This is a genomic window from Sideroxydans lithotrophicus ES-1 (genome assembly GCF_000025705.1).
GTDB classification, from domain to species: Bacteria; Pseudomonadota; Gammaproteobacteria; order Burkholderiales; family Gallionellaceae; genus Sideroxyarcus; species Sideroxyarcus lithotrophicus.
This window is the reverse complement of record NC_013959.1, coordinates 848,639-873,720: the sequence shown is the minus strand read 5'-3', so window position 1 is coordinate 873,720 and position 25,082 is coordinate 848,639. Positions and strand designations below refer to the sequence as shown.

Here is a 25,082-nt window from a genome sequence, read left to right as displayed (position 1 = left end):
GCCGGCACAGATTGATAGATGGGCGACCGGGGCCGCCCCCTTGTTACTTACGCTGCCTTCTTCTCGGCGGCGGACTCATCCTTCTTCAGCCACGGTGCGGTCATCTTGCCCCAGCACGGGTTGTTCAAGGTCATGTCCATGTCGCGGGCGAAGATGGCGAAGCCGTCATAGCCGTGGTACGGGCCGGAATAGTCCCAGCTGTGCATCTGGCGGAAAGGCACGCCCATCTTCTGGAAGATGAACTTTTCCTTGATGCCGGAACCGACCAGGTCAGGCTTGACCTTCTTCACGAACTCCTCGAACTCGAAGCCGGTGACATCGTCGTACAGCAGGGTGGCGTTGCCCATATCCTTGATGGTGCGGTCGTAGTCGTCGTTGTGACCGAACTCGTAACCGGTACCGACCACTTCCATGCCCAGGTCTTCATAGGCGCCGATCACGTGACGCGGACGCAGACCGCCGACGTACAGCATGACGCGCTTGCCCTGCAGGCGCGGCTTGTACTTGTCGATGACGGCTTGCATCAGCGGCTGGTACTTGGCGATGACGCGCTCGGCACCTTCCTTGATCTTGTCGTCGAACTTGGCGGCGATTGCGCGCAAGCTTTCGGCAACCTTGGTCGGGCCGAAGAAGTTGTATTCCATCCAGGGGATGTTGTACTTCTCTTCCATATGGCGCGCGATGTAGTTCATCGAACGGTAGCAGTGGATGAGGTTGACCTTGACGTAAGGTGTCTTTTCCATCTCGGCGATGGTGCCGTCGCCGGACCATTGCGCAACCACGCGCAGACCCATTTCCTCCAGCAGGATGCGGGAAGACCAGGCGTCGCCGCCGATGTTGTAGTCGCCGATCACGGCCACGTCATACGGTGTGCCTTCGAATGCCTTGCCTTCGCGGCGCGGCAGGACCCAGTCGCGGATCGCGTCGTTGGCGATGTGGTGGCCGAGCGATTGCGACACGCCGCGGAAACCTTCGCAGCGCACGGGAACGACAGGCTTGTCGATCTCTTTGGCCGCTTTCTTGGATACCGCTTCGATGTCGTCGCCGATCAGACCGATCGGGCACTCGGATTGCACGGAGATACCCTTGTTCAGCGGGAACAGCTGCTCGATCTCGCCGATCAGTTTGGCCAGCTTCTTGTCACCGCCAAACACGATGTCCTTTTCCTGGAAATCGGAAGTAAAGTTCATCGTGCCGAAGGTGTTCACGCCGGTGGTGCCGACGTAGTAGTTACGGCGACCGGCGCGGGAATATTGACCGCAGCCGACCGGGCCGTGGGAAATGTGGATCATGTCCTTGATCGGGCCCCACACCACGCCCTTGGAACCGGCGTATGCGCAACCGCGAATGGTCATCACGCCAGGCAGCGATTTGCGGTTGGAGGTGATGCACTTCTTGGACTGTTCGATGGATTGATCGTTGACCGCCAGGTGCTTCTCGCGGTCTTTCTTGGCTTTCTCGGGATAGACTTCAAGCACCTCTTGAATGAGGGCTTCGGTTTCTTCGCGTGTTAATGCTGTCATTTCATTCTCCTTAAATGACCCACCAATATGTGGAGTCTGTCAGAGTTTCGATTTGCTAAGGTTGACGGGCCGCACACTAACGACCCGTCGCGCTCAAGACCTTTATCAGGCAGCCAGTTCAGCCGCTTTCTTGCCGATGATGGATTCGTCTTCTGCTTCCATGATGCCGAATTCCATCAGCAACGCTTCCAGTTCGTCCATGGTGATAGGAGACGGGATGACGAACTTCTTGTTCTCCACGATCTTTTTCGCCAGGGCGCGATATTCGTCAGCTTGCTTGTGCGTAGGGTCGTATTCGATCACGGTCATACGGCGGATCTCGGCGTGCTGCACAGCGTTGTCGCGCGGGATGAAGTGGATCATTTGCGAACCGAGCTTTGCAGCCAGTGCCATGATGAGCTCATCTTCACGGTCGGTGTTGCGGCTGTTGCAGATCAGGCCGGCCAGACGCACGCTGCCGGAGTTCGCATATTTCACGATGCCCTTGGCGATGTTGTTGGCGGCATACATCGCCATCATTTCGCCGGAGCAAACGATGTAGATCTCCTGCGCCTTGTTTTCGCGGATCGGCATCGCGAAACCTCCGCACACCACGTCACCCAGCACGTCGTAGAACACGAAGTCGAGTGCTTCGTCATACGCGCCTTCTTCTTCGAGGAAGTTGATGGCGGTGATCACGCCGCGGCCGGCACAACCAACGCCGGGCTCAGGACCACCGGATTCAACGCACTTGATGCCGCCAAAACCGACGGACAGTACGTCTTCCAGTTCCAGATCCTCGACGCTACCGGCTTCGGCAGCCAGTTCCATCACGGAGTTTTGTGCCTTCGAGTGCAGAATCAAACGGGTCGAGTCCGCCTTGGGATCGCAGCCGACGATCATTACCTTCTTACCGGATTCAGCAAGAGCAGCTACCAGGTTCTGGGTGGTAGTCGATTTTCCGATACCGCCCTTCCCGTAAATTGCGCATTGACGCAGAGCCATGTTAGTCTCCTTAGAGTTTCAGAATTTAATATGCGATTGAAAACTGTCGCTCGCACCCAATACTTCGCAAGCTCCGTGCCACCCCTCACCGATACGCCTAACCGCATGTAATGCAAGAGAAAACCAATTCGACACAAAATGCATTGACGGATGTGGAACCCAACAAAACCGATGCCTTTGTAGCAGGGGCTACAACCCCGTCAGGCAATCAAAAGGACCTCGCGCAGCGAGGACATACCGTACCCATCGCCCCCGGGGAGAGGGGGGACGGGGGTGAGGGAGACGGAAAGGACAGCGTCATGTCCGTCGTCCTGCCACGCACGGCGCGCCTGCCGATCAACCGCTGCAACCTGCCTGCAGACATCCTCGGCGGCCTCACCTTCCAGCGCTCCCCCGTCGCGCTCGAACTCGACGGCGTCGCCCAATTCCATCGCGGCCTGTTCAATCTGCTGGACAAGATCAACGATGCCAAGGAAAGAGCCAACGCCTTCATCATGCACATGAACGCCTCGTTCTACCTCGACGAACCGGAACAGGCGGGTTACACCGCGAAAGCGACACACAAGCGAGAAAAAGCCGACTACCTGCGCATGGTGCGCGGCTGGAGCTTCGATGCGGACGGTCGGGAGGGTGCGGCACTGAAAGGCTGGGTGGAATCGCGTTTCGGCTTGTTGCCAAGACATCACGGCGGCCAGATACGCGACCTGTCGGGCGAAGCTTACCGCCGCTATCTGGAGATGCGCGCAACTGCGCTCTATGGAACGAACGCGCTGGAATCGCAGTTCGACTTGCTCTACACCTACTGCCAGCACGAACTGACGCGACTACATCCAGGCGAGACCCACCTCACGTTATATCGCGGCGTGAACCGCGTGGACGACCATGAGACGCTGGCCACACTGGACGACAAGCACCGCGTGGTACTGTTCAACAGCCTGAGCTCGTTCACCGCCAACCGCGAACGCGCCGACGAGTTCGGCGACTACCTGCTCACTGCGCAAGTGCCGCTGGCCAAAGTGTTCTGCTATACGAGGTTGCTACCGGGAATGCTGCAGGGCGAAGACGAGTACACGGTGATTGGCGGCTTGTATGAAGTTAGCATTGCGGCGTACTGATTTACCCTTTGAGCCGATAACCCGGCCTGATGCATATCCTTGGGCATGTGCAGATGATGAAGATCTTAGAGCTTGCCAGCCAGCTGCCGCTCGAACTCTTCCGGCGGTAGCGGCCTGGAGTACAGATATCCCTGTCCATAATCGCATCCTGCGGCAGCCAGCAACTCGTGCTGCGTACTCGTTTCCACACCCTCTGCGATCACCTTGAATCCCAGTTTGTGCGCCATCACAATAATGGCTTCGCAAAGCGCGAGATCGCTTGTTCCCGGTCCGAGGTTGCGTACGAAGGACTGGTCGATCTTAAGGTAGTCGATGTCGAATTCCTTGAGGTAGGAAAGCGACGAATATCCTGTACCGAAGTCGTCGATCGCCACCTGGATGCCTGCATCGCGGAACCGCAGCAGCTTCTTGTTAACCTCGACCTCCGCATCCAGCAGCAACCCCTCGGTGATCTCCACGATGATACTGTCACCACTTACGTGCTGCTGTTCAAGATACTCGGGCCACGAAAGAGACTCGGCATGACGGAACTGTACCGGCGACTTGTTGACGCTGATCTGGAACGACCGGTGAAACTTTCTGCGCCATTGCACGACCTGCTGCACGGCCTGCCTGAACACCCACTCACCGATCGGGACGATCAGCCCGGTCTCTTCCGCCAACGGGATGAATTCTGCCGGACTGACCATGCCGCGCACAGGATGCTGCCAGCGTATCAATGCTTCCGCCTTGTATATTTGGCCGCTGGACATCTCCACGATGGGTTGGTAATACACACGGAACTGGCCGGCCGCTACAGCGATGCGCAGATCGTTGGCAAGGTGCATGCGCGCTTGCGCAGCTTCCTGCATATCTTTCGTAAAGTAGTTGAACCGGTTGCGCCCTGCGTACTTGGCGACATACATCGCCTGGTCGGCATGCTTGAACAGGACATCCAGTTCGGTCGCATCGTTCGGATACAGCGATATGCCGATACTGGCGGAAATATAAGCCGGCTCGGCGTCGAGCTTGAAGGGCTCAGCCAGGGAACCGAGGATGTCCTGCGCGACGCGATCAATGCTTGCCATATCCTCCAGTTCCGACAGGATGACAATGAATTCGTCACCGCCCAACCGGGCGACCGTATCCGACTCTCGCACACAGGCACTGATCCGCCGCGCCGCCTCGATCAGCAGGATGTCGCCCTTGTCATGCCCGAGGGTGTCGTTCACCTCCTTGAATCGGTCGAGATCGATCAGCAACAATGCCATCGACAGACCGGCGCGATGCGCTTTCTTGGCTTCCTGTTCCAGCCGGTCATGGAACATCTGGCGATTGGGCAGTTTGGTGAGCGAATCGTAATTGGCCTGCCTCCAGATCAGCTCTTCGACCTTCTTGCGTTCGGTGATGTCGGTGAACAGGGCGACATGGCGATAGATCGCGCCATCGTCATCCCTGATGACGTTGATGGTCAGCAGCTTGATGTACTCTTCGCCGTTCTTGCGCTTGTCCCACACCTCGCCATGCCAGTAACCCTCGGTGTCCAGGGCAAGCCACATGGAATGATAGAAAGCCCGGTCATGCCGGCCGGACTTGAATATGCGCGGATTCTTTCCAAGCACTTCTGCCGCGGCGTATCCTGTCATCTGTTCGAAGGCCGGATTGACCGCGATGATCAGGTTGTCGGCATCGGTGACGAGGATCGCTTCGCTGCTGTTCTCGTACACCATGGCAGCAAGCCGCAACGATTCCTCAGCCCTCTTTTGTTCGGTAAGATCGGTGGAAAAAACGAAACAGCGACCGCCCGAAACAGACGAATAGGTAGTGGAAATATGCACGGGCCAGAGGCTGCCGTCCTTCCTTTTATGCATGGTATCGAACTCAAGATAGCCTCCGTTGCGTATGATCTCCTCGATGCGAGCCCTGACGAGCTCGCTGTTGTCGATCGCGTCAAGCTCCGGAATGGACATCCCGATCAGCTCTTCCCGGCTGTATCCTGACAATCGCGCATATGCATCATTCACTTCGAGCAATCGCCCCTGCATGTCTACCAGCCAGAAACCATCTGCGGCCGTGTCGATCGCGGCCCGGTATTGGGACTCCTTTTCGAGCATCACCGCTTCCGTCAACTTGCGTTTGGTGATATCCCGCTGGTAGCCAATCCACAGATCTCCAAGTTCCGGGTGCTGAAACGAGGAAGCATTCAGGAAGGTGTTGATCGTCGTACCATCCTTCCTGCGGTTGAAGACTTCGCCGCTCCACACTCCCTCCTTTTCCAGTTGCCGGTTGATCTCCTGCGCAGTTTCCATCTGGGATTTGTTGCCAGGCGCGTTGATGATCGAAATATGCTTGCCGATCAATTCGCCCGGGGCATAGCCGAACAGCGTTTCAAACTGCCGGTTGGTGTACTGGATCGTGCTGTCACTTGCCTTGATCAGCACGATTCCCTCAACGGCATTTTCCACAATCTGGCTCTGCAGGCGCAATGCCGCCGCCGCCTTCTTGTCTTCGGTGACATCAAAGGTGATGCAGACCAGGAATAGAAGTTTGCCTTCAGCATCGAAAGTCGGGTTCTTGATGAAGAAGCCGATACGATTCTCCTTGAGTTTCGCATTCCAGAACGGCGCCTCATACTCGATCTGCTTGCCGCCCGCGATCACTTCGCGATCTTTTTCCCGGAACCTTTCGATTTGCTCGGGAGGAAAGAACTGGCTGCCATCGGTACCACCAAGCACATCAAACGTTATGCCCCATTGCTCTTCGCAGGCATGGTTCATATAAACGATCCGCCCACCTGCATCCTTGATGAAAGTGGCTGCCGGAATCGAGTCAACGATATCCTGAACTTGCTTGTTGAGTTGGCTGTCCATTTTGGCCAGGTGAAATCTGTTCTTGTAGTGTCGACTCTAATTGAGGGATGCGGTCGTTCTTTTGCATTGTGGCAAACATGGTTATTTGCCACAAGCAAAATTTATGGCCGCCGCATTGCTTCAATCGCAGGGCTTGTAGGCTGTATAGCGTATCGCCTAATATCCGAACCGAATGGGAGGGCGCCATGCGAATCACTACCCTGGGTTGCAACGGCAGCATCACGGGCGACCTGCGCACCACCTGCTATATGGTGGATGAAGACATCCTGATCGACGCGGGTTCAGGCGCAGGCGACCTGCGCCTGGAACAGGCCATCGCCATCGATGCCGTGTTCCTCACCCACTCGCATCTGGACCACTGCGCTTTCCTGCCGATGCTGGCCGATGCGGCGGGAAGTTTCCGCAAGACGCCGCTGTCCGTATACGCCCTGCCGGAGACCATAGCCACGCTCAGGCAACACATGTTCAACAACCAGTTATGGCCGGATTACACCATGCTGCCAGCGCCGGAACTCCCCTATATCCGTTTTCACCCGATCCGGCTGGGCGAGACTGCGGAACTGGACGGACGGCGCATCACGGCACTGCCCGCCAGCCATTCTGTCCCCTGTATCGCCTACCGGGTCGACAACGGCACGGCAAGCTGGGTATATAGCGCCGACACCACCTTCTGCGCGGATTTCTGGCAGGAGCTGAACCGCATCGACAACCTGAGATATCTGCTGATCGAAAACACCTTCCGCAACGACAATGCCGCCGGTGCGCAGCGCTCGGGCCACAATACGGCGGAGCTGCTGGCACAGGGACGGCGTCTGCTGCAGCGGCCAGTGGAGCTGTTCATCGTGCACATGGAAGTCGGACACGAGCAAGCGACCATGCGCGAAGTGCTGCAGGCAGCTGGCGAATTCAAGCCGCAGATGCTGCAGCGCGGGCACGTGTTCGAACTTTAAGCGCATAAACGCCCTACCCCCATACCCTTGTGCGACATGAATTTCCATTTTGTCGCATTTGCTCCAACACCCTTACCGCGGTAACCCGCGCCATTGCTGGAAAAGCACGCTGGCCCGTTTATTGCGAATGATCTGCTCAACAATCACCAAGAGGAGTCATCGCATGAGCACAACATTTGAAAACATCTTTAGCGGCCTGTCCGACGGCAGCGTCGTCCCTTATCTAGGCGCGGGCGCACTTGACGGCGTGATCGATCCGGCCACCGGCAAGGCCATCCCGGCAGACAGCGACAGCCTGATCATCGCCATGAACAACGGTCAACCGATGGCCCCCAAGCTGATGTTCGAATTTCCGCGTGCGGCGATGAACGTGGAACTGAAGCGCGGCCGCAGCGCGGTCAACAAATTCCTCGACGCCACCTATCGCGATACGCAGTGGAGCACTTCCGCGTTGCACGCCTGGCTGGCACAGCAGAAGCTGCCCTACCTCATCGACGCCAATCGCGATACGCAACTGCAGAAACAGTATGCATCCACGCCACACACCTTGATCGTCGGCATCGCGCGCCTGGCCGGCAAGGAGTATCGCTTCAAGATATTCAAATACGACGGCACGAGTTATTCCGCCATCGAACAGGAAGCCGTGGATACCAGCCTGCCCATCCTGTTCAAGCCGCTGGGCACACCGTTGCCGGAATCGAACTACATCGCCTCGGATGCCGATTTCGTCGATTACATCACCGAACTGATGGGCGGCTTCGCCATCCCTTCCTTCGTCAAACGTCTGCGCCAGAACAAACGCTACTTGCTGCTCGGCATGCGCCTGAACCGCGACACCGACCGCATGGTGTTCTCCGATATCATCTTCGGCGCGGACAAACCCGCGGGCTGGGCGCTGATCCCGCACCCGACCGACAAGGAGAAGCGCTACCTTGGCAAGATGGGCATCGAAATCGTCAATGCCGATATCGCCGAATTCCTCACCGCCGCGCAAAACTGGAACGGCAGCCTCGCGGCGGCATGAGCAAGCATCAGGCAAAATGGGATGATGCGCGCCACACACTGGGCATGGCTGAGATCGACGGCGTACATCGCGACTTCATCACCCAGGTGGCCGCACTCATCTCTGCCAGCGATGCAGAGTTCCCGGCATTGTTCCAGACGCTGGTCGCCCACACCCGCGAGCACTTCATCGCTGAAGGCAAGCTGATGCGTGAATCCAGATATCAGGGACTGGGTGTGCATGAAAGCGAACACCACCGCGTGCTGGGCGAACTGCAACAACTCAACCGCAGCCTCAAGCGTGGGCGATTGCCGCTGGTGCGCGCCTATGTGAAGGAAGGGTTGCCGGAGTGGTTCGACACACATCTGGCGATGATGGACACTGCACTGGGGATGCATCTGAAGAAACCCTAGCCTGCTTGCCCGCAACGGATAGCAGCGGCAACAACAAAGACAGCCGATCCGCACCCAAACTGCCCGCCAGGTTGCGCAGGCATGCGGCCCTGGACTGTACACTCAGCCCATTCCGATGCACATCGAAACCTGCCCCCGTGATGCCTTAAGCGTCAGTTAAGCCAACCTCGCTATCGTGCCATTCGACAATTTCGCGCAATCCACACGACTTCAGTTAAGGAGCGATCATGATGGGCAACAAGTTAGCCTTTTTCCGGGAACAAATCCTGTCGTTGAATTTCCAGCTGATCAGTTCCGAGATCGCAATGGATGATTACCGCAAGCGAGTGCGCTCGCTGCTTCGCGACATGGGCTGGCAGAAGAGCATCCAGCTGGACAACCTTACATTTTCATAGCCACGCAACTGTAGTTGATTCTTTTGTGCGGCATGCACTGCAGGAACCCGGGCACGCATTTGATTCACAACTCGAGGAGTATTGATACCAATATGAAAAATCGATTGTTGAATGAACACAAAACGCCACCTGCGCCAAGCTGTGCGAACTGCATGCACATGATCAAGGAAAGAAGGGATGAGATCGTCGTGTGTCTCTTGTATTTGAAGAGCATTCCCGCCTGCAACACCTTGCCATGCGAGTCGCATTTTCTGAAAAACGGCGATCGCTGAGCTCGCTCTGGCTCTTCAGGAAACTCATATCGAATTCATGCCAAACCCTGTGTCTGCCTCGATCCACGAACCAGGATCATTCAGCGTTTCCGTTCATTTCACAACTGAAATGAAAAAGATATAGATACAAAAGATCCGAAAGATATAGATACCGGTCTAGATACTTTTACAGATTGAAGACGGCGAATTACTGGAGCATGATTGCCCACATCGAGTTTATGTCTTCACTTCCGATTCGGAAGTCGAACAGCAAAATTGATTTACTGTACAACAACAAATTTGCACCCTCTCCTCCAATTGCTGGCTATCACTGGTTGAAAAATGAAAAAGACTCTATATGACATTCTGCGCGTGGATAACAATGCTTCGTCGGAACGAATTGATGCGGCCTATCTGACGCAAAAAAAAATACTTCAGAATGCCGCAGACCAGGAATCTCAAAACGACCTCAAGCTGGTGCAGCACGCATACCTGGTTCTTTCGGATCGGGGACAACGCGACAAGTATGACCAGAGCCTGAAACGGCAAATAGCCCGTGACAATTCCCTCATATATTATTCGGACGCTTATACCGACAGATCCTGGCCCACAAGATTCCTGTTCCTGATCGCCATCGCCGCTGCTGTCTTTTTTGCGTTCCAGCACGTCAACAAGTCAAATGCCGGCACCCCATATTCACTTGTTCCTCATGACAGCAATACTCCAACCGCAACTGCTGCGACACCAGCCACCTATGTTGAACCAGCTGTCGTTATTCAAACCAGCGAATCCGCCCCGCAACAACCGCTTGTGTCGGGCAATATTGAAAACAGGGCTGCTGGTGGCGATGTGGAAATCGACGACGTAGATGCCGTTCCGTTTATAGACGGAGTTGGACGTCAACACTACAGGGAGTTTCTTGCGCATAGCAGTCCACGCGCTTTTGTGATTTGCCAGAATGGCTCTTTTTCCACGATATTCGGCTCGAATCAATTCGTGACGCAGCAATTGCAAAGTCGACCCGGCGGTTGCGAACCGTACGTAGTCAATGATGAAGTGGTCTGGAAAAAATAGAGACTGTCTGACCACTCCCTCCACCAAGTTCCCCAGCAATCTACTCAGAAATAACCAGACAAACCACATATACCCCCATCTCCTTGTTTCATGGGATTGCCGAATGAATTCGGCCAGGTTATCACTTGAGATATAGGCCATTTGGCATATTGTTAATATGTGTGGCATCGGCTAGATTTAACATATATTTAACACATATCATTTGCAAGGAAATATGAGAAGTCGCATGACAAGTGAGTCAATACGTTGTTGAACAATAACTTAGGGAGGTTGCGATGTCCGAACTAGCCATATCAAATGAAGAAGTGTTTTTCAAATGGTCGCCCGACTACAGCGTCGATATAAAAACCATCGACAATCAGCATCAGGAATTGGTCAGCATCCTCAACCACTTGTTCATCGCCGTATCCAAACGACAGGCCGACAGAGAGATCGCCATCATCCTGGATGATTTGATTGGCTATACAAAGACACATTTTTCGCTTGAAGAAAGACTGATGCAGCAAGCAGGCTATGAGGATTTCGAAGCGCACAAACTGGAGCACAAAAAGTTGCTGGAACGGCTGGATCAATTGACCAGGAAATACTTGGTCGAAGAAAAGCCGATCCATTTTGAATTACTGAACTTCCTCAAGTTATGGCTCAAGGAACACATAAAAGGCAGCGACAAGAAATATAGTTCATCGTTGCGAAAAACAGGGTTTTCGATGGTAGCCTGGGAACAGGAAGCGACTGCGGCATTCAAGGAAATGGTCGAGAAAACTGGCCGCTGGTGGCGAATGAAACTCTGGTAAGTATGCCAAGTTAGCGCTCACCAGACATCGACCCAGACGACGGCCTGAGCTATGAAAGTGGAATATTGTTGATATCTGCGATCTAATTAGCGAACAGGCTCGTACCTGCCGTATTCAGGTCGCGTCTGACTTGTCCAATCCCGAGGTCGATAAGCTATGAAACGATTGTTGCTACTGTTGGCATTTGTCTCTCTCCCTTCTGCCGCTGCAGACCAATACCCTGCGCAAGATGGATGGACCATCAGCGGGGGCGCCGAATACAGCAGCGGAAAATACGGCGGTGCGACCTCAACCGACATCCTGTATCTGCCCTTCATGCTCAGGTATGCCACCACCCGATATGCCGTCAGCCTCACGGTTCCATACATCAGCGTCACCAGCGGCGGCGGGGTGATACCCGGGGTTGGCGGTGCCAGTCGCGGTAGCGGGAGGATGACAAATACTGCGACCAGCAGCCCGACCATGACTCAATCCGGGCTGGGCGACGTGATTGCGACAGCCGGATACAACCTCTACGGGCAAGAACAACTGACGCTGAATCTCGTCGGCAGTGTGAAATTCGGTACCGCGAACGAGAATAAGTCATTGGGTACCGGCAAGAACGATTATGCCGCGCAGATCGATATGTTCTATGCGTATGCCACCAGCACCTTGTATACATCGATCGGTTATAAAGTGGTCGGGGTGCCCGTCGGATATACCTTCAACAACATAGCTTACGGCTCTGTTGGCATGGCACAGACGATCGACGAGAGGTCCAGAGCCGGATTGACCTTGAACGTGGCACAAAGCATGGGGCCGGGGATCGAAGGACGTCGCGACGTGGCCATTGATGTCATGCACGGGTTCAACGAAGCCAGATCGATTTCAGCAAAACTCTCAAAGGGCCTGTCGACATCCAGCCCAGACTGGCTGGTCGGTCTCTACCTAACCGGCCCGATCTGACAAATCGGATAGTTGCCAAACAACGATTGCCTGCTTTGAATCGAGAAGGGCACTCAAGTTTGATCAGAACAGAATATTGCAATGCGGATCGAAGGCCTGAAGTTGAGTGCATTCCGGACGCCAGCATCAGCAAATATCAACTGGCATGCATCGAACAGGAATAACAGCCACGCAACAGGATATTCTGGCCCCCCCAAAAAAAAGCTTGGCCGTGGCCAAGCTGCCCAGATATGTTTGTCGGGTTAAAGTAAGCCGAAGATCAATTAATTTGCTTTTCCAGCGAAAAGAATCATGAATACCAACAAGATAAATGGCGACATAACAAATACGAGTGGCAAAGCAATCATGGAAGCCTCCAAAACAAGTTGAATGAAGTTGAAACAGCACGCAGGCGATAGTAGATACGTGCCGGGTTAAAAAACCATGATCACTTTAGGCTTATAAAGCCATGACTGTCAAATTGTTATTTGCTTGCAACCGATTCAGGAAAATTTGCCGGTCGAGAATATAGCCAGGCTGAAATCGGTTCGATTCGGGACGGTCACGTACACCTGCGCGATAACAAAACTTCGGCTGGAGTTCGAGCGAGACCCTGCCGACTATCCGAGCCTGGCGATTTGGTTCAAGCTAGCCATTAGCGGTTCGAAGTTCCTTGATGGCCTGTTCCAGCACATGCATTGCCGAGCGCAAAAAGAGTACTGCCAGCGCCAGTCCGACCAAAATATCCGGCCATCCGGCATGGGCGAGCCACACGCCAGCGGCGGCAAACAATACCGAGATGTTTGCAATGATGTCGTTGCGCGAGCACAGCCAGACAGAACTCATGTTGATGTCATCCGCACGATGCCGCCAGAGCAGATAGAAACACACTCCATTCGCAGCAAGTGCCAGCAAACCGATCACGCCGATAGTTTCAAACACAGGAACTTGCGGAATGGCGATCCGGTAGGCTGCCTGTCCCAGAACAAACAACCCGAAGCCCGCCATGATGATTCCCTTGAACAAGGCTGACCTGGCTTTCATGGCAGCGCCGCGCGCCACAACATACAGGCTGAACCCGTACACCAGGGCGTCACCCAGCATGTCCAGCGAATCCGCCACCAGCGAGACAGAGTGTCCGAGCAGTCCTGCCGTGAGTTCGACGATGAACATGACGGCATTGATAGCGAGCACGATCTTCAGCGTTGCGCTTTGACGGCCACGGAGTGCGTCGATCTCGCATGATTTATCGTTGCAACAATCGGCCATTGCCATTCCCGATATATCAAATAGTTCTCGGCCTTTTCACGAACGTAACGATGCGCCTGAAACGATTGCATGTCGCCGTTCCAGTTGGCAATTGGCCCAATTGACTCAGAGCAAAATCTCCCTGAAGAACCGCATTGAAAAACATACGTGAAATCCCGCATTTCGCAACGAAGACTCCTGCAACAACCCATATAGTCCATGATGTTGATTTTCCTGTTTATCACTGTCAATCAGGTAGATCACTTATTGTCTTGACTCCACCTTTGTCGCAGCATCACGGCAATATCAACAACTGCACCCTTGGCGAGTACTTGTCGCCGACAGGCTGGAAAATATTTTCAGGGAACCATTGCGCGCGATCGTATACCACAGGGGCAATACGCCGATAGCAGGCACGGGCATCAATAACAGGTGCGAGCCTCGAGCTTCTGAAAAATGGAAAATACATATTCAAAGCACAGGGTTGATCCGTGGCTGGTGTTCATCGCCATTGTGGGTCTGATCACGTTTGCAGGCTATTTTGTGTTGTACCCGCAAACGCTTTTCAAACCAGGCGAGCGTATGTTCGATACGGGTTATAACCTGGGTTTGGCTGGAGGCATCATGATGCTGGTATTGTTGCTCTATCCGTTGCGCAAGCGCGTCAGGTATTTCCACAATTGGGGCCCACTCCCAATCTGGTTCCGGTGGCATATGGTATTGGGGATCCTTGGTCCCTTGACCATCATTTTTCATTCCACGTACCACGTCTATATCCCGTACTTTCATCCCAACGGCTCGCCGAATGCAGCAGTAGCCATGCTCAGCATGCTGATCGTATCCGCCAGCGGAACGTTCGGCCGTTTCTTCTACACCAAGATTCACCACGGACTGTATGGACACCTGGCCACCGTGAACGAAATACGTGCCGAACTGGACCAGTCCGAAAACGTGAAATACCTGTTCGTATTTGCGCCGGAGGTAGAGATGGCGCTGGAGGACTTTCGTGCGCGCGCGGAAAATTACGCCAAGCAGCCGAAAATCAGGATTGCCAACTTCGTCGCCATCGGTTTCCAGGCAAGGAAGCTGTCCTGGTCTTTATCCAGGGAAGTGCGCCACATTCTGCGGACTCAGGCCAAGACCCAACACTACAGCGAGGCGCAACGCGCGGACATGGAAAAAAAAGTGCACGATTATCGAGAATCAATCGAGTCCTATCTCAAGGCAATGCGGAATGTGGCGCAATTCGGAACCTACGAGCGCATGTTTTCGTGGTGGCACATCTTCCACATTCCGCTGGTTTACATGATGGTATTCAGTGCGCTCTACCATGTTTACGCGGTACATGCCTATTGAAGTCGGGATGTACCAGATAACGGCGATCCTGCGCTCGATCGTCCTGGGCAGCGCCCTGATGGCGCTGCCCATGAAAACACAAGCGGACATTATGGTGATGCCGGGCAACGTCATCGAAGGCCATGCGAAGCTGGAAGATGATTGCGAGAAGTGCCACAAGAAATTCGACAAGGCAGCCCAGTCGGCACTGTGTGCCGATTGCCACAAGGAGATACACAAGGATCTGGACGAAAAACGCGGTTATCACGGACGGTTGGACCCCTCGAAACAGTGCAGGGAATGCCATACGGATCATAAGGGTCGCGATGCAAAGATTGCCGAGTTTGACCGTGGCAAGTTCGATCACGACCAAACCGACTATCCGCTGAAGGGGGCCCACCTCAACCCGAAAGTGAAATGTACCGGCTGCCACAAGGCGGGAAAGAAATACCGGGATGCGCCCACCAGTTGCGACGCGTGCCACAAGAAGGATGACAAACACAAAGGAAAATTGGGATCCAAATGCGAATCATGTCACATCGACAAGAGCTGGAAAGACATCCAGTTCGACCACGACAAGACCAGGTTTCCGCTACTGGGCAAACACCGGGACGTGAAGTGCGAAAAATGCCACAACAACGACAAGTTCAAGGAGACGCCGACATCATGCAACTCATGTCACAAGAAGAACGACAAGCACAAGGGAAAATTGGGGCCGAAATGCGAATCGTGTCACATCGAAAAGAGCTGGAAGGAAATCCGCTTCGATCACGACAAGACCAAATTCCCGCTACTGGGCAAACACCGGGACGTGAAGTGCGAAAAATGCCACAGCAACGACAAGTTCAAGAAAACACCGACGCTGTGCAACGCGTGCCACAGAAAAGAGGGAATCAAGGCGCACAAGGGCAAATTCGGAACGAAGTGCGAATCCTGTCACACCGTACGCAACTGGAAGGAAATTATTTTCGATCACGACAAGGAAACCAAATACCCGCTACTGGGAAAACACAGACAGACGAAATGCGTGAGTTGCCATACGGGCGACCTGTACAAGCAGAAATTGCCCGCCAAATGCGACGCATGCCACAAAAAGGACGACAAGCACAAAGGCCAGGAGGGAGATAAATGCGAATCTTGTCATAGCGAGATTGCGTGGACGAAGACCACTTTCGACCACAGCTTGATGTCGACTTTCCCGCTGCTCGGGCGTCACTTGCTGGTGGCGTGCAAGAAATGCCATGCCACGCCAATGTTCAAGGGGGTCAAGACGGATTGCCGGTCGTGCCACACCAAGGACGATGTGCACAAGCGCAAGCTGGGGACGGAATGCGAGACCTGCCACAACGCGCGCGACTGGAAGGCCTGGGATTTCGACCACGACAAGACCAGTTTCAAGCTCGATGGACCGCACAAGGAAATTGCAGGCAAATGTTACGTCTGCCACTCCGCACCGATGGAAAAGAAAGTGGTTGCACCCACTGCTTGCGACAGCTGTCACGACAAGGACGACGTGCATAACGGCAGCTTCGGCGAACATTGTGAGCGTTGCCACATAGGCAACGATTGGAAAGAGATAAGAGTCGGCGTGTTAAACACGCGCGATGAATGATCGGGAGGTTTTTGAAATAACCGAAATTGATGGAGGTGGATCATGCAACGACCTGGACAAGCACTGTGCTCTGCGTTTGCCTTGATGTTGATGGTGTTTTCATTGCACGCGATGGCAGCCAAGCCGTCGGTCAGCCGAAAGTTCAACCACGATGCCACCGGATTCCAGCTAAAAGGCGCCCACGCCACGACAGCCTGCGAAAGTTGCCACATCGGCGGCGTGTTCAAGGGTACGCCGAAGGACTGTTCCGCGTGTCATGCGCTGGGAAAGCGGGTTGTAGCGACACCTAAGCCCACCACGCACATCGTGACCGACGCACCCTGCGATTCCTGCCACTTCAACACATATACGTTCCTCGGAGCACGGTATAACCATGGGGAAGCGAAGCCGGGACAATGCGCGACCTGCCATAACGGGCGAATAACGACTGGCCGTCCGGCAGACCATAATTCAGGATTGAAGCTGACCGGTTCCTGCGATAACTGCCACCGGTCATATGTCTGGCATCCGGCCGGTTTCAACCATGTCGGTGTGGCGCCCCATACCTGCGCCAGCGCCGGCTGCCACGTGCAGGGCTCCAACCAGTTTTATAAACCGGCGAACCATCAAACAACGCCCTATCTGGACAGGAATGTCTTCAATTGCGACGAGTGCCACACCGTTTACACCTGGACCCCGGCTCCATTCATTCACGACAGGCCGTCTCCAGCAGGGGTCTGCATGGGCTGTCACGACGGTTCCAACGCGCCCGGAAAGAATGCCGGGCATGTCGCGACAACCAACGACTGCATCACCTGCCACACGACCACCGTCAGCTGGCTGGGTGCGATGGGTGCCATGCCGGCCAATCACATTCCGTTTAATCCGGGAGTGACATGCGCCACTTGCCACCCGACGCCAACCACCTGGATCACCGGAGCCGCCCTGCATGCGCAGGTCACGCCAACTTGCAAGACTTGTCACGATACGAACTCGCCCGCCTATCTGGGAAACATGACGAAAGTGACACTGGGCAACCATCAGGGCTCGACTGCCATTCAGGACTGCACTGCCTGCCACACACCGCCCAATTACACGAGCTGGACAACAGCTCTGGGAACAATGCCGGCCAACCATATCCCCGTCAATGCGGGAGCTCCGTGCACCACGTGCCATCTCGCATCTGGCACTGTCGCAACGGGAGCCACCTTGCATGCCCAGGTCTCGCCGATCTGCAAGACTTGCCACGATACGAGTGCGCCGGCTTATCTGGGCAACATAACGAAGGTAACCCTGGGTAGCCATCAGGGATCGACTACCAACCAGGACTGCACTGCCTGCCACACGCCCCCCAACTACACCAGCTGGACAACTGCACTGGGAGCGGAGCCGGCTAACCATATCCCCTTCAACGCGGGAGTGCCGTGCGCAATGTGCCATCTTGCCACCGGCACTGTCGCAACGGGAGCCACCTTGCATGCCCAGGTCTCGCCGATCTGCAAGTCCTGCCACGACACGAGTGCGCCGGCCTATCTCGGAAATATACAGAGGGTGACGCTGGGAAATCACCAACGCTCTACCACAAGCCAGGACTGCACTGCTTGCCACAGGCTGAACTACACGTCCTGGGATAACTGATCCTCAGGAAGGATGGCCGCACAAATGAAATATTCGTGCGGCATTCCTTTGGCTGTTACGCAATTTGCTGAAGCTGTCGCTTCACTCAACTGGCACATATGCAACCGTAACCCGGCTGGAGAATGCAATGACTCCCAAGCTTACTTTCAGACTGTATCGGGAATTGCCAGGACTCCTGTTGCTATCTGCAATTTCATTCAGCGCGCTTGCCCAGCCGCCGCTGGAAGACATCAGTCTCGATTATGAAAAGGAGGGCATCGTCGCCACGATCAACCTGTCTGGGCCCGTGCATTACCTGCGCCATTTTCCCGCCCACCGCGGCAAAACACTGCAAATCTATTACGACCGAGTACAAGACGCGACCTTCACCGAGACTTGGCAGGACAATGAAGTGCGCAGGTCCCCACCTTCCCCGCTTATTCCGGGCTTTACCGTGACTACGCGCGATCAGGCAACCAGGCCGCGGCTGGTCATCGAGTTCGAACACGCAGCGGAATTCAGCATCGCCGCGGGCAGCGACAACCGGAGTTTCCTGATCACTATCCGTCCGGAAAAACGGCCGGCAGCCCGGGAACAACTACCTTCCTTGCCCATGATCGAACCGGAAAGAAAGCCCGCAACCCGCGCCAATTTGACTCCTGAAGAAGTCGCCGCCGAGGTCAGGATAAACAAGGAAGCGCGCGCCCTGCTGGTGCAGGGACGCGATGCGTTGGCAGCCGGGAAGAACGATGACGCAGTGGGCCTGCTGAACAAGCTACTGCTGCTGCCGCCAAACGAGTACACGCAAATCGGCCAGGAATGGGTCGGGGTGGCACGCCAACGCGCCGGCCAGATCGACAGGGCAAAAGTCGAGTATGACCTGTACCTGAAACTTTATCCGAAAGATGCCGGCGCGGAACGCGTGGCGCAGCGCCTGCTCGAACTTTCCGGGAAGCCTGGCACGAGCCCGCAACTGACTGTTGCCGGCGCCGTGCAAAGCCAGAAGACCGTCATTACGACTTTCGGCAGCATCTCGTCAACCTACTATCACGGCAATAGCAGCATCTCGACCACCAACACGTTCAATGGACAGACAACAACCAGCTCACTGTCGCAGGTCGACCAATCCATGCTGATCAGCACTGTGGACGCCTCCGAACGTTACCGCAGCGAAAACAACGACAAGCGTCTGGTATTCAGCGACGTGGACACCCGCAACTTTCTTTCCGGCCAGCCCGGCCAGAACAAGGTATATACCGCCTACGGCGAGATCAAGGGGCGTACCAGCAATTACCTGATGCGGGTGGGGCGGCAGTCAGCCACGGGCGCCGGAGTGCTGGGGCGTTTCGACGGCGTGGCGGCATCGTATGGCGCGCCGCAGGAGTTGCGCGTAAACGGTGTTGCGGGAGCGCTGTCGGAATCCATGCAGGGTAGTAAGCCGAGATTCTTTGGTGCGAGCATGGACAAAGGGGCATTCTCGTTTTACGGGATCAACCAAACGGTGGAAGGTACGCTCGACCGGCGGGCAGTGGGTTCGGAGTTCCGGTATTTTGACGACAAGCGGAACGCATATGGCCTGCTTGATTACGATACGTATTTCAAAGCAGTGAATGCAGCCGAATTCACGGGAACGGCCAGAGGAATTTCCCTGTTGCCCAACACCACGCTAAGCATCTTGCTGGATCACATCAAGACCCCGTCCTTGAGTATCCGCAATGCACTGAATGGCGCCACGACTTCATCGATCGGCACTTTGCTGCAAACCATGTCGGTCGACAGCTTGCGCGATCTGGCATTGGCACGCACCGCAATTTCCAATATAGGGCAGTTCGGCATCACGCACACGCTGCACGAAAAGTGGCAGATCGGCGGCGATTTCCGTCTTACGAATACAACCGGTTTGGGAAGCAGTGGCCAAACCCTGAATCCAGCCATAGATCCAGTTACCCAGTTGCCAATTCAATGTTCCGGCACGACAACACCTCAAGGTTGTATTGTCGCCCAGCCGCCGCGGGGGCTGGAAAGGAGCATGACTGCACAACTTATCGGCAGCGGCCTGCACAACCCGGGAGATGTCTGGTCTGGCAGCTTCACCTTCAGCAGCAGCAGCTACGTAAATGGCAACTCCATCTTTCTCTACAATCACACGCCGGTCGGCAGCAACTGGCTGGTGGATACGACCTTGCAGTGGTCAAGCTTCAAAGACCAATTCGGTGGTGCGACCAAACAGATCATGCCGTTGCTGCGCGGTTCATATCGCTTCAAACAGCAATTCACTGTCGACACCAGTTTGGGCTACCAGAAGCTGAAATTCAGCGGCCCGATCAGCAACAGCGATACCAGCCGAGTCTTCTATTCACTTGGCCTGCGCTGGGATTTCTGAGCGATGGCGAGGCTGGCTGTATCGCAAGCTGCAGGTTTTTCTATGCGGTGCCGAATTTCGTTTCGACCATCACGCCGATCTGCTTGAGGAACGGTGTGGGCAGGATGCCGCCTGCGCACACGATGACCGCATCGTTGGGCATCTCGATCATCCTGCTTTCCTGTTCCAGCAGGATCTTGCCTTTGCTGACCTGTTTCACGTTCGATTTCAGCAGTACCGTGATCCGCCCCTTGTCCGTCATCTCCTTCAAGCGTTCGCGATTCTTCGTTTTGCCGCGCCCGAATGCCTCGCTCCGATAGGAGAGCGTGACGGTTGTTCCCGGTTGTTCGGCAATGGCGATCGCGGCCTCGAGCGCGCTGTCACCACCGCCCACAACCATGACATGCTGGTTGCAATATTGTTCTGGATCGACCAGATGGTACACAACTTTCGGCAGCTCTTCGCCGGGCACGCCCAGTTTGCGCGGTGTACCGCGACGTCCTATGGCAAGCAACACGGCACGGGTTTCATATGAGCCTTTGGTGGTTTTGACGACAAAGCCATTGTCGGTTTTGGTGATGTCCTCCATGCGCTCTTCGTAATTCAGCTGCATGCCGGTCTGCGCAATGACGCCGTGCCAGAACTCCAGCAGTGCTTCCTTGCTCACTTCCTTGAATTGCATTTTTCCGACGATTGGCAATTCCGCAGGAGAAGTCATGACGATCTTGTGGCGCGGGTACTTAAACATGGCTCCGCCGAGTGAAGTTTCCTGCTCGATGGTGACATAACGTAACTTGCGTTCGATCGCTCCCAGCGTCGCCGCCAGGCCGGCCGGTCCCGCGCCGATGATGACCACATCGTAGGGATTCTTGTTGCCCTTGAGTCCGGCGATATATTCAATTGCCCGGCTGCCTTGCCCTGCCGCCTTGTGCAGCAACCCCATGCCGCCGAGTTCGCCCGCAATGAAGATGCCGGGCACATTGGTCTCGAAATGCGGATCGACTTGCGGAATATCCATGCCGCGTCGTTCAGTGCCGAAGACCAGCTTGATCGCATCGTGCGGACAGGCCGCCTCGCACGCACCATGCCCGATGCAGACGGTCGGGTTGATCAGCGTTCCTTTGCCATTGATCATGCCGAGCGCACCTTCCGGGCAGGCTGCGACACAGCTGCCTGCCCCCAGACAAAGCCTGGGGTCGATCTCGGGATGCAGGGTCGAGGGTTCCGTCAATCCAGCTTCGAGGCATTCATTGAGCACTTCGACGGACGAACTCTCGCCCTTGAGTCGGCTGCGCAGGTAGAAGAGCAGCACGAAGGCAAAGAACAGCAGATAGATTGCGTAAGAAGTGTCCATAGGCGGCCTTACCAAGGTGGGGCGAACCGGCGTCTTGTTGGTATGCGTTTGCGACGACCGGCCGGGCGCAACCCCGATTTATGGTGAAATCCGTTTTGATTCCCAGCAGTCAGACACCTCCTGGCTGAGGTTTGTTCAATCGATCGGGCGCTGAATCCGTCTCGTCCAGTCCGCGTTGCGGCAGCTGTACCGACTGCATGGTTTTCAGAACAACAGCGCGGGAACGGACCATGGGGCAAGCGACACTTGCCCGTTCAAAGCATATGCAGATCTATTTCTCGACCAGCAGATCGAGTTTCTTCGCCAGCCATTTGGTGGTCGTAGCCTGGATCAGGATGGTCATCAGGATGGCGATGAAAGTGACCGAAGCGATGATCTGTGCGCCGGGCGCTTTCATGCCAACCAGCATGCCGGCCAGTGCACCGGGGATGACGCCGGTCTCGCGCGTCCAGCACATGAACAGCATCTCTTTAAGAGTCCACTTGGCGCGGCGATCCGGCAATGCGCACAGGAACACGGTGGCCGGGCGCCCCACCAGCATGAAGATCGTCACCACTGCCACACCCGCATACAAGTACTTGTTCATCAGGCCGAAATCGACCTGTGCGCCTAGCAGAATGAAGATGAACATGCGCATGATCAGCGCGGTGGTCAGGATGAAATCCTCAAGGATAGCCTCATCGTGATGGCCGCGCTGGAAGCCGAGCGACTCCTGATTGCCGAGCATGATGCCGAACACGAACACCGCCATGAAACCGCTGGAATGCAATCCGTCTGCGCTCATGTAGGCGCCGATCACGGCCATCAGGGTGACCACCGGCGCGTATTCGGCAAGGAAGCCGAACTTCTCGTGCGAGATCATGAAGGCAGCCAGATACCCCAGCACACCGCCTATCACGATACCGAACAGCGATTGTTTGACCAGGTCGATGAGTGAATCGGTCACGGAAAATTCGCCGGCACCCATCGCAACATGAAGCACCGTGAATGTGATGATGGCACCCATCGCATCGTTGAATGCCGACTCGCTCATCACCGTCTGGGCAACGCGATCCTTGATCCTGATCTGTTTGAACACCGGCACCAGCGTGGCCGGATCGGTGGAAGCTATCGTCGCGCCAAGCAGCAGCGCCACGATGACGGGGACATTCAACAGGTAATAAGCCGCCACACCGGTGATGGCGGCAGAGATCAGCACACCGATGGTGGCGAGCACCACGATGGTGACCCATACCTCTTTCAGCACCTTGAGCCGGATCGAAGCGCCGCCGTCGAACAGGATGTAGCTCGAACCGAAGATCAGGATCAGCTGGTTGACGGTAGAGTCCGCCTTGATGTCCACAAAGCCCAGCATGCCTGGGCCGATCAGCATGCCGACCAGCAGGAAGACGACCACATCGGGTACGCGCAGTATGCGTGCCAGGAATCCGGAGAAAGTTCCGATGCCGAGGATGATGCCAAAAACCAGTAACGTGTGTTTCGCGAGTTCCAAAGATGCGGAGGATTCCATCCTGTTCCTTAATCGGTAACGTTAGTCTTCGTCGTCTTCGCCCTCGATGCGGCGGCGCGGCACTGTGGCTGGATCCGCGGTGATGGCGCGATATATCTCCACGCGGTCGCCGGGCTTGAGCTGCGCATCCAGCTGCGCCATTTTACCGAAGATACCGACTGCACATGTACTCAAATCGATATCCGGGAATTTTTTCAGTATCCCGGATTGTTCGATGGCGGCCTGCACGGTGGCTTCGTCAGGGACTTCGATACGCAGCCAGAGCTGCTGCGCAGGTTCAGAATAGGCGACTCCGATTTGCATATGCCCTCCTAACCCGCGACCGCTTCAGGCACCGCTGCAACTGCAGCACGCTCGGCACGGCGACGCTCGATGACGCGGCGGGCTGCCAGCAGGAAACCAAGCACCATGAAACCGCCCGGAGGAAGGATCATCAACAGGTAGCCTTTGTAATCGGGTATCACCGTCGTCTCCAGGAATGCGAAGGCAGGTCCCAGCAGCAGATGTGCATTGGCGAACAACGTTCCCGCCCCCAGCACTTCGCGGATACCGCCGATGGTGGTCAGCGCCAAAGTGAACCCGAGCCCCATCATCAAGCCATCCATCGCCGCCTCGCCCACGCCGACCTTGGCGGCGAACGCTTCGGCACGTCCCAGCACCGCGCAGTTCGCCACGATCAGCGCGATGTACAAGCCGAGCACCTTGTAGAGGTCATGCGCCCATGCGTTCAGGCTCACATCCACCAACGTGACCAGCGTGGCGATCAGCACGATATACACCGGGATGCGCACATCCGGACTGATCAGGTCGCGCGCCGCCGAGATGATCGCGTTCGATGCCAGCAACACCGCCGTGGTTGCCAATCCCATGCCGAGACCGTTGGTGGCACTGCTGGTCACCGCCATGGTCGGGCACATGCCGAGTATCTGCGCGAAAACGATGTTGTTGTCCCAAAGTCCATCCCTGGTGATGCGTGCGTAACTCCCGCTCATATCAAATACCCCCCGCGATTGCAAACTTCGTCATTCCGGCGCAGGCCGGAATCCAGACAGTCCAATGATTACCCGCGAAGCGGGATGAAATTTCGTTTTTGTCCGCTTCGCGGAATATATTTCTTGCTGGCTTCCGGCCTGCGCCGGAATGACGGGTGAACAAAGGGCTCATGGCTTGATTCCTTCCACTGTAGCCCCATCGAGCAATGCAGTCCGATTCGCATCAAAGAACTCCAGCCCTTCCTTCACTGCCTTGACCACGCCGCGCGGGGTGATGGTCGCACCGGCGAACTGGTCGAACACACCGCCATCTTTTTTCACCGCCCATTTGTCCGGCACGGGATCGCCCAGCCACTTGCCCTCGAAGGAATGGATCCAGTTGCTCTTGGCCGGATCGATCTTGTCACCCAGCCCCGGCGTCTCTGCATGCTTGATCACGCGCACCCCCAGTATCCTGCCCTCGCGCGACACCCCCATCACGCACACCAGCGCCCCGGCATAGCCGTGTCCGATCATGCGATACACCACCGCTTCCACTTTGCCCTGGCGGCGCGCGCGATAGACCAGCACATCACCATCCTTGCCCGGCAAAGTGACGGTGTCCTTGAGCAGATCGTTGTCGTATTCACCCGGCAGCACCTGCGTCAGCGATTGCTTGAGGTCCGCAGTCTCCGCCGCCTTGATGTCGGCAGCGGTGAGGTGGGCCGCGATCGCGAGCGCCCCGCTGGTGAGCAACGCCACCCCGCCGAGCAATATCCCCTGGTAACTCAATTTGCCGCGCAACTCTTCGAGCTTCAT

22 protein-coding genes are annotated in these 25,082 nt (G+C 55.7%); 12 read left to right on the top strand and 10 right to left on the bottom strand.

Annotated features, from left to right (window positions below; genetic code table 11):
- Positions 1-47: 47 nt before the first annotated feature.
- Complete coding sequence (nifD, locus tag SLIT_RS04410) at positions 48-1,523, bottom strand: nitrogenase molybdenum-iron protein alpha chain (RefSeq protein ID WP_013029018.1); 1,476 nt, start codon at positions 1,521-1,523, stop codon at positions 48-50.
- Positions 1,524-1,628: 105 nt separating this feature from the next.
- Positions 1,629-2,507, bottom strand: coding sequence for a nitrogenase iron protein (gene nifH, locus SLIT_RS04405; protein ID WP_013029017.1), 879 nt, complete (start codon positions 2,505-2,507; stop codon positions 1,629-1,631).
- Between the two features lie 299 nt (positions 2,508-2,806).
- Between nifH and SLIT_RS04400 the strand changes: the two genes are divergently transcribed.
- A complete protein-coding gene (locus SLIT_RS04400; protein WP_041420771.1) occupies positions 2,807-3,622 on the top strand; it encodes an NAD(+)--dinitrogen-reductase ADP-D-ribosyltransferase in 816 nt (271 codons plus the stop codon).
- Positions 3,623-3,687: 65 nt separating this feature from the next.
- On the opposite strand, the gene SLIT_RS15085 is transcribed toward SLIT_RS04400, so the two are convergent.
- Positions 3,688-6,471, bottom strand: coding sequence for a PAS domain S-box protein (locus tag SLIT_RS15085; protein WP_013029015.1), 2,784 nt, complete (start codon positions 6,469-6,471; stop codon positions 3,688-3,690).
- 185 nt (positions 6,472-6,656) lie between these two features.
- Here SLIT_RS15085 and SLIT_RS04390 point away from each other — a divergent pair, with 185 nt between their 5' ends.
- The 7 genes from SLIT_RS04390 (at position 6,657) to SLIT_RS15080 (ending at position 12,296) form a co-directional block, all read left to right on the top strand.
- Positions 6,657-7,421, top strand: coding sequence for a 3',5'-cyclic-nucleotide phosphodiesterase (locus SLIT_RS04390; protein ID WP_013029014.1), 765 nt, complete (start codon positions 6,657-6,659; stop codon positions 7,419-7,421).
- Positions 7,422-7,584: 163 nt separating this feature from the next.
- On the top strand, positions 7,585-8,445 hold the full coding sequence (locus tag SLIT_RS04385) for an SIR2 family protein (protein WP_013029013.1): 861 nt from the start codon (positions 7,585-7,587) through the stop codon (positions 8,443-8,445).
- Positions 8,442-8,837, top strand: coding sequence for a bacteriohemerythrin (locus tag SLIT_RS04380; protein ID WP_013029012.1), 396 nt, complete (start codon positions 8,442-8,444; stop codon positions 8,835-8,837). The genes SLIT_RS04385 and SLIT_RS04380 overlap by 4 nt, the downstream gene beginning before the upstream one ends.
- Positions 8,838-9,064: 227 nt before the next feature.
- A complete protein-coding gene (locus SLIT_RS16045; RefSeq protein ID WP_013029011.1) occupies positions 9,065-9,232 on the top strand; it encodes a hypothetical protein in 168 nt (55 codons plus the stop codon).
- Positions 9,233-9,825: 593 nt separating this feature from the next.
- The gene (locus SLIT_RS04375; protein WP_013029010.1) at positions 9,826-10,557 is read left to right on the top strand and encodes a J domain-containing protein; all 732 of its coding nucleotides are present in this window, start codon (positions 9,826-9,828) and stop codon (positions 10,555-10,557) included.
- Between the two features lie 275 nt (positions 10,558-10,832).
- Positions 10,833-11,351, top strand: a complete 519-nt coding sequence (locus tag SLIT_RS04370; protein ID WP_013029009.1) for a bacteriohemerythrin — start codon at positions 10,833-10,835, stop codon at positions 11,349-11,351.
- A 156-nt stretch (positions 11,352-11,507) separates the two neighbouring features.
- Positions 11,508-12,296 carry a hypothetical protein gene (locus SLIT_RS15080; RefSeq protein WP_013029008.1) on the top strand — a complete coding sequence of 263 codons (789 nt, stop codon included), beginning with the start codon at positions 11,508-11,510 and terminating at the stop codon, positions 12,294-12,296.
- Between the two features lie 627 nt (positions 12,297-12,923).
- Here the strand turns inward: SLIT_RS15080 and SLIT_RS04360 are convergent.
- Positions 12,924-13,544, bottom strand: coding sequence for a cation efflux transmembrane domain-containing protein (locus tag SLIT_RS04360; RefSeq protein ID WP_013029007.1), 621 nt, complete (start codon positions 13,542-13,544; stop codon positions 12,924-12,926).
- Positions 13,545-13,994: 450 nt separating this feature from the next.
- Complete coding sequence (locus SLIT_RS15805) at positions 13,995-14,279, bottom strand: hypothetical protein (protein WP_150102937.1); 285 nt, start codon at positions 14,277-14,279, stop codon at positions 13,995-13,997.
- A 63-nt stretch (positions 14,280-14,342) separates the two neighbouring features.
- Here SLIT_RS15805 and SLIT_RS15800 point away from each other — a divergent pair, with 63 nt between their 5' ends.
- The 4 genes from SLIT_RS15800 to SLIT_RS04345 all read left to right on the top strand — a co-directional run bounded on the left by SLIT_RS15800 (position 14,343) and on the right by SLIT_RS04345 (position 20,449).
- On the top strand, positions 14,343-14,879 hold the full coding sequence (locus tag SLIT_RS15800) for a hypothetical protein (protein WP_150102936.1): 537 nt from the start codon (positions 14,343-14,345) through the stop codon (positions 14,877-14,879).
- Positions 14,869-16,470 (top strand): cytochrome c, encoded by a 1,602-nt coding sequence (locus SLIT_RS04350; protein ID WP_013029005.1) that lies wholly within the window; start codon positions 14,869-14,871, stop codon positions 16,468-16,470. Before SLIT_RS15800 ends, SLIT_RS04350 begins: the two co-directional genes overlap by 11 nt.
- A gap of 42 nt (positions 16,471-16,512) precedes the next feature.
- Positions 16,513-18,087 (top strand): cytochrome c3 family protein, encoded by a 1,575-nt coding sequence (locus SLIT_RS15530; RefSeq protein WP_013029004.1) that lies wholly within the window; start codon positions 16,513-16,515, stop codon positions 18,085-18,087.
- A 127-nt stretch (positions 18,088-18,214) separates the two neighbouring features.
- Positions 18,215-20,449 carry a hypothetical protein gene (locus SLIT_RS04345; protein ID WP_013029003.1) on the top strand — a complete coding sequence of 745 codons (2,235 nt, stop codon included), beginning with the start codon at positions 18,215-18,217 and terminating at the stop codon, positions 20,447-20,449.
- Between the two features lie 40 nt (positions 20,450-20,489).
- Here SLIT_RS04345 and SLIT_RS04340 read toward each other — a convergent pair whose 3' ends face one another.
- The 5 genes from SLIT_RS04340 to rsxG form a co-directional block, all read right to left on the bottom strand.
- Positions 20,490-21,782: an NAD(P)-binding domain-containing protein gene (locus SLIT_RS04340; RefSeq protein WP_013029002.1), complete on the bottom strand. Its 1,293-nt coding sequence runs from the start codon at positions 21,780-21,782 to the stop codon at positions 20,490-20,492.
- A gap of 271 nt (positions 21,783-22,053) precedes the next feature.
- The gene (locus tag SLIT_RS04335) at positions 22,054-23,292 is read right to left on the bottom strand and encodes a cation:proton antiporter (protein WP_013029001.1); all 1,239 of its coding nucleotides are present in this window, start codon (positions 23,290-23,292) and stop codon (positions 22,054-22,056) included.
- Positions 23,293-23,313: 21 nt separating this feature from the next.
- Positions 23,314-23,595 (bottom strand): RnfH family protein, encoded by a 282-nt coding sequence (locus tag SLIT_RS04330; RefSeq protein WP_013029000.1) that lies wholly within the window; start codon positions 23,593-23,595, stop codon positions 23,314-23,316.
- A gap of 8 nt (positions 23,596-23,603) precedes the next feature.
- Complete coding sequence (locus SLIT_RS04325; protein ID WP_013028999.1) at positions 23,604-24,284, bottom strand: electron transport complex subunit E; 681 nt, start codon at positions 24,282-24,284, stop codon at positions 23,604-23,606.
- Positions 24,285-24,452: 168 nt separating this feature from the next.
- Complete coding sequence (gene rsxG / locus SLIT_RS04320; RefSeq protein WP_013028998.1) at positions 24,453-25,082, bottom strand: electron transport complex subunit RsxG; 630 nt, start codon at positions 25,080-25,082, stop codon at positions 24,453-24,455.

Bases quoted from the DNA above. Each gene is read 5' to 3' on its own strand.
- SLIT_RS04345 (WP_013029003.1), top strand. From the start codon at position 18,215: ATGACTCCCAAGCTTACTTTCAGACTGTATCGGGAATTGCCAGGACTC.
- SLIT_RS04325 (WP_013028999.1), bottom strand. From the start codon at position 24,284: ATGAGCGGGAGTTACGCACGCATCACCAGGGATGGACTTTGGGACAAC.
- SLIT_RS04330 (WP_013029000.1), bottom strand. From the start codon at position 23,595: ATGCAAATCGGAGTCGCCTATTCTGAACCTGCGCAGCAGCTCTGGCTG.
- SLIT_RS04340 (WP_013029002.1), bottom strand. From the start codon at position 21,782: ATGGACACTTCTTACGCAATCTATCTGCTGTTCTTTGCCTTCGTGCTG.
- nifH (WP_013029017.1), bottom strand. From the start codon at position 2,507: ATGGCTCTGCGTCAATGCGCAATTTACGGGAAGGGCGGTATCGGAAAA.
- SLIT_RS04370 (WP_013029009.1), top strand. From the start codon at position 10,833: ATGTCCGAACTAGCCATATCAAATGAAGAAGTGTTTTTCAAATGGTCG.
- SLIT_RS04335 (WP_013029001.1), bottom strand. From the start codon at position 23,292: ATGGAATCCTCCGCATCTTTGGAACTCGCGAAACACACGTTACTGGTT.
- SLIT_RS04380 (WP_013029012.1), top strand. From the start codon at position 8,442: ATGAGCAAGCATCAGGCAAAATGGGATGATGCGCGCCACACACTGGGC.
- SLIT_RS04360 (WP_013029007.1), bottom strand. From the start codon at position 13,544: ATGGCCGATTGTTGCAACGATAAATCATGCGAGATCGACGCACTCCGT.
- SLIT_RS04385 (WP_013029013.1), top strand. From the start codon at position 7,585: ATGAGCACAACATTTGAAAACATCTTTAGCGGCCTGTCCGACGGCAGC.
- SLIT_RS15530 (WP_013029004.1), top strand. From the start codon at position 16,513: ATGCAACGACCTGGACAAGCACTGTGCTCTGCGTTTGCCTTGATGTTG.
- SLIT_RS15800 (WP_150102936.1), top strand. From the start codon at position 14,343: ATGCTCAGCATGCTGATCGTATCCGCCAGCGGAACGTTCGGCCGTTTC.
- SLIT_RS04400 (WP_041420771.1), top strand. From the start codon at position 2,807: ATGTCCGTCGTCCTGCCACGCACGGCGCGCCTGCCGATCAACCGCTGC.
- SLIT_RS15805 (WP_150102937.1), bottom strand. From the start codon at position 14,279: ATGAAAAATGATGGTCAAGGGACCAAGGATCCCCAATACCATATGCCA.
- SLIT_RS15085 (WP_013029015.1), bottom strand. From the start codon at position 6,471: ATGGACAGCCAACTCAACAAGCAAGTTCAGGATATCGTTGACTCGATT.
- SLIT_RS04390 (WP_013029014.1), top strand. From the start codon at position 6,657: ATGCGAATCACTACCCTGGGTTGCAACGGCAGCATCACGGGCGACCTG.
- SLIT_RS15080 (WP_013029008.1), top strand. From the start codon at position 11,508: ATGAAACGATTGTTGCTACTGTTGGCATTTGTCTCTCTCCCTTCTGCC.
- rsxG (WP_013028998.1), bottom strand. From the start codon at position 25,082: ATGAAGCTCGAAGAGTTGCGCGGCAAATTGAGTTACCAGGGGATATTG.
- SLIT_RS04350 (WP_013029005.1), top strand. From the start codon at position 14,869: ATGCCTATTGAAGTCGGGATGTACCAGATAACGGCGATCCTGCGCTCG.
- SLIT_RS04375 (WP_013029010.1), top strand. From the start codon at position 9,826: ATGAAAAAGACTCTATATGACATTCTGCGCGTGGATAACAATGCTTCG.
- SLIT_RS16045 (WP_013029011.1), top strand. From the start codon at position 9,065: ATGATGGGCAACAAGTTAGCCTTTTTCCGGGAACAAATCCTGTCGTTG.
- nifD (WP_013029018.1), bottom strand. From the start codon at position 1,523: ATGACAGCATTAACACGCGAAGAAACCGAAGCCCTCATTCAAGAGGTG.